The organism is Candidatus Methylomirabilota bacterium, assembly GCA_027293415.1.
In the GTDB taxonomy this organism is placed as follows: domain Bacteria; phylum Methylomirabilota; class Methylomirabilia; order Methylomirabilales; family CSP1-5; genus CSP1-5.
The window spans coordinates 1-4,107 of record JAPUFX010000096.1 but is presented as its reverse complement, the minus strand read 5'-3'; the positions used below and the strand labels follow the sequence as shown (position 1 = coordinate 4,107).

The window sequence follows — 4,107 nt, the reverse complement described above, 5'->3', positions numbered from 1 at the left end:
GGCGGTCATCTTCCGCTTCGGGAGGTTAGCGAAGGCCATCTTTAATCCCGGAGGGGAAGGGAACGGGCCGGGGATTGTACTCCTCATTCCCCTCATCGATAAGATGGTCCGTGTCAGCCTGCGGATCGTGGCGATGGATGTTCCGTCCCAGGACGTCATCACCAAGGACAACGTCTCGGTGAAGGTAAACGCCGTCATCTACTTTCGGGTGGTGAACCCGGACTCCGCCATCGTCGAGGTAGAGGACTATCTCTACGCCACATCCCAGATTGCACAGACTACCCTGCGGAGCGTCCTCGGGGAGTCAGAGCTGGATGAGCTGCTGGCCGCGCGAGAACAGATCAACCACAAGCTCCAACGGATCATCGACGAGCACACCGATCCCTGGGGGATCAAGGTGACGGCGGTCGAGGTCAAGCACGTCGATCTGCCGTCCGAGATGCAGCGGGCCATGGCGCGGCAGGCAGAGGCCGAGCGGGAGAAACGGGCCAAGATCATCCACGCGGAAGGGGAGCTCCAGGCCTCGGACAAGCTCTCGGAGGCTGCCCGGATCATGGCGGCCGAGCCGATCACCATCCAGCTCCGGTACCTCCAGACTTTGACAGAGATCGGGACTGAACAGAGCTCGACCATCGTCTTTCCTCTCCCGATTGATCTCATCGCCTCCCTCGCCAACCGGCGGGCCGAGTCCTCCTAAAGAAGGGGCACCAACCTAGGGAGACGGGCCCGCAATTGAGGACGGATGAAGACGGCGGATGTCCTGATCATCGGTGGGGGCATCATCGGCTGTTCGATCGCCGCCGAACTGTCGCGAGCCCAGGTCCGGGTTCTCCTGCTCGAACGGGATCGGATCGGGTGTGAGGCCTCGGGAGAGGCCGCAGGAATGCTGGCCCCTCAGGCCGAAGACATTCCCTCCGGTCCGTTTCTGGACCACTGCCTCAAAAGCCGGGAGATGTTTGGCCCGCTGCAGGAGTTGCTCAAGGAAGAGACCGGAATCGATATCGAATACGTCCGCTCCGGAATTCTCTATCTCCTCCTGACCGAGGATGATGAGTTCCAGGGAAGGCGGATGTTTGATGAGCAACGCGCCCGCGGACTCAAAGTGGAACGGTGGGATCGCCAGCAAGTGCTGGAGGCTGAACCCCAGGTGACCCCCACAGTTCGGGGAGCTTTCTACTTCCCCGACGATCACCAGGTCCAGAACGCTCGCATGGTTCGGGCCCTGTCCATCCTCGGAGCCCAACGAGGGGTCCAAATTATGGAAGGAGCACCCGTCACCGGTTTCGTGCGGGATAAGGATAGGGTACTCGGGGTTCGCTCCGTCGCCGAGACCTACTATGCAGGGAAGGTGGTTATCGCCGCCGGGGCCTGGTCAGGAGGCATCGGTGAGCTCCCAGATCAGCAGATCCCCATCCAGCCGGCCCGCGGGCAACTCCTCTCTCTGGAAACCCGAGGGGATTTCTTTCGTCACATCCTCTACACGCGAGAGGCCTATCTGGTCCCACGCCCCAACGCGGAGTTGATCGTCGGGAGCACCGTGGAGTTTGCCGGATTTGAAAAACACGTGACGGTCGGTGGCATTGAGGCTCTCCTAGCAGCGGCGAGGCGACTTGTCCCTGCCCTGGGAAGCCGGCCGATCCTCAAGGCCTGGGCAGGTTTTCGTCCCTGGACTCCCGACGAGCTGCCGTATCTTGGCGATGTGCCAGGCTCTCCGGGTCTCTATATCGCCTCAGGTCATTACCGGAATGGGATCCTGTTGGCCCCGGTGACTGGCCAGCTCATGGCCGAGTTGCTCCTTGAGGAGCAGTCTTCTCTTCCCCTGGACCCCTTTCGACTGAACCGATGAATGTTCGACGCCTCCACCGTTGGGATGTCCCACCCGCCGAGGCAACCCGGATTCAGCAGGTGCTCAGACGGCGCCTGGACGTCAGAGACTATCGCGGAGCCATCCACACCGTCGCCGGACTGGATGTCTCTTATGACAAGCACTCCTCCACGGTCTACGCCGCGGTGATCGTGATGCATCTCAAGAATCATCAGATCCTGGAAACGGCCACCGCGGTGAGTCAGGCCACCTTTCCGTACATCCCAGGCCTGCTCTCATTCCGCGAGTCTCCGGCCGTCCTGAAAGCCTTCAAGCAGATTCACCACCGGCCCGATTGTCTTCTCTGTGATGGACAGGGGATCGCACATCCCCGGCGGTTCGGCCTAGCCTGCCACTTGGGTTTGTTGCTGAACCTCCCATCCATTGGCTGCGCCAAGAGCCTTCTCGTGGGGGAATATCGCGAGCCAGCGCAACACCGAGGGAGTTCTCAGCTTCTTTACGACAAAGGGGAACAGGTAGGGATCATACTGCGAACCAGGGATAGGGTCGAACCGGTCTACGTCTCTCCCGGCTATCGGATGAGCTTCGACCGGGCGCGCAAGGTTGTTCTGCGGGCGAGCGGAGACTACCGGCTTCCCGAGCCGACCCGCCAGGCCCATCTCCTGGTGAACGCACTGCGGCGACATGCCAATCGATCCGCGTTGAGGTCTCACCGGAGTTCTCGATCAGAAAAGAGTGTTGAAACCATAGCTCGTCGGGTCCAGAGACAAGACGCGGGCCACCAAGTTCGGTCGAGCAAAGGGGGGAAGGCCTTTTATCCGACCTCAAAACAAACGCATCTGGGAAGACACTGAGGAAGGAGGAAAGCGATGAAACGTATCGGGATCGCGGTCCTGACCACTATCATCCTGGGGGCGGGGGTCGCCACGGCCCAGCAGGCGCCACCCATACCCCCCGAGCCGAACGCCACGACCGTGCGGAAATCAAAGCCGGGTCGCTATGTCTTTTACCCGGCCGAGGACAAAAGGTCGTTAGAATATCTTTTGGACACGGCGACCGGAGACATGTGGGTGATCTCCAGGGACCCGGACACCAACTATGTCTACCTCGGTTTCGTCCCCAAAGGGCCGAGCTTTACGTTTCAAGATATCCTCCAGCAGAAACAGCAGAGGGGGATTTCCCCCTAGCCGTGATCTCGAGACGGCGCGATGGCTGAAAGACAGCAGAAAAATGTCTGGGCCTTCGATAAGCCCTTTGCCAAGGCTTTCCCCGAACTGGCCGATGCGGTGGTCGAGTGGGAAGCGTGGACTCGAGACCTCGCCGATACCGGTTCTTCGCGAGGGCGGTTCACCATGGGTGTCAGCACCGGTTACTTTCAAGGGTGTGTCCGCTGTCACCATCTGGAGTGCCAAGCAGGAGGATTTGAGATCGAGCGGATCGTGGATGAGATGGTCCAACAGCGGGAGCAGGCCCGGGAGGGGATTCTCGTTTGTCCCGGCTGGATCGGGGATCGGAATCAGGTCCCCTGCGTCAACAGCATCACATACAGAGTCGGCCTGAAATACCGAGCCCGGACGCCCTCCAAGGAACCGCGCAACTGAAAGGGCTCGACACCGTTGCCTCTGTTATATATATTTGTCTGCCGCATGGGGGGTTAGCTCAGTTGGGAGAGCGCTGCCTTCGCAAGGCAGAGGTCGGGGGTTCGAATCCCCTACCCTCCACCACGTGAATCCAGCGACTTAGCAGTAGGAAGGTTTCCCTGAAGAGTCGGATTCACAGTCACTTTGCCCAAATCTTTGCCCTGTTCGGCTAGTTTGCCCAAATTTTCCAGCCCGTTTCCACTCTCATACCTGGCTAGTTTCTCAGCCCCCTCCCGCATCATGACTTCATCCACGATGGCATAGCGACGGTAGATGGCCTCGGTCTTGTGACCCACCATTTTCATCGCCGTGGAGCGGGGGACGCCAGCCCGTTCGAGGTTCCGTACAGCCGTCCTTCTGAAATCGTGGGGAATACGTCCTGGTTGCCCCGCCTTCTTACAGGCTGTTTTCCATGATCGACGAAAGCCCCTGATTGGCTCTCCCTCACGATGAAACACCCAAGGGATGATCCGTCCCTGCTCCCGCTGTAGGGCCTCGGTGTGGGCTCTCTGTTGCTCCAGTGTAGCCCGGACCATCGGGGTCATGATGAAGGTGCGTCCCTCGCGGTTCTTGGTCGTGCCAGGCTCCAGTCGTACTGTACCGGCATTGAGGTCCACCTGTCGCCACTGTAGGGAAAGGATC

Annotated in this window: 6 protein-coding genes and 1 tRNA gene; 6 read left to right on the top strand and 1 reads right to left on the bottom strand. The window is 60.0% G+C overall.

What is annotated here, in order from left to right; genetic code table 11:
• The 6 genes from O6929_07160 to O6929_07135 all read left to right on the top strand — a co-directional run.
• The coding region (locus tag O6929_07160; protein MCZ6480165.1) for a slipin family protein at nucleotides 1-697 on the top strand (697 nt) is incomplete at its 5' end.
• A 45-nt stretch (nucleotides 698-742) separates the two neighbouring features.
• Complete coding sequence (gene thiO / locus O6929_07155) at nucleotides 743-1,846, top strand: glycine oxidase ThiO (protein ID MCZ6480164.1); 1,104 nt, start codon at nucleotides 743-745, stop codon at nucleotides 1,844-1,846.
• The gene (nfi, locus tag O6929_07150; protein ID MCZ6480163.1) at nucleotides 1,843-2,679 is read left to right on the top strand and encodes a deoxyribonuclease V; all 837 of its coding nucleotides are present in this window, start codon (nucleotides 1,843-1,845) and stop codon (nucleotides 2,677-2,679) included. Before thiO ends, nfi begins: the two co-directional genes overlap by 4 nt.
• 15 nt (nucleotides 2,680-2,694) lie before the next feature.
• The gene (locus tag O6929_07145) at nucleotides 2,695-3,012 is read left to right on the top strand and encodes a hypothetical protein (protein MCZ6480162.1); all 318 of its coding nucleotides are present in this window, start codon (nucleotides 2,695-2,697) and stop codon (nucleotides 3,010-3,012) included.
• 21 nt (nucleotides 3,013-3,033) lie between these two features.
• Nucleotides 3,034-3,426: a hypothetical protein gene (locus O6929_07140; GenBank protein MCZ6480161.1), complete on the top strand. Its 393-nt coding sequence runs from the start codon at nucleotides 3,034-3,036 to the stop codon at nucleotides 3,424-3,426.
• Between the two features lie 47 nt (nucleotides 3,427-3,473).
• A tRNA-Ala gene (locus O6929_07135) sits at nucleotides 3,474-3,549 on the top strand.
• Here the strand turns inward: O6929_07135 and O6929_07130 are convergent.
• Nucleotides 3,537-4,107 (bottom strand): tyrosine-type recombinase/integrase (locus O6929_07130; protein MCZ6480160.1); only part of this gene is annotated, 571 nt, incomplete at its 5' end. The genes O6929_07135 and O6929_07130 overlap by 13 nt on opposite strands.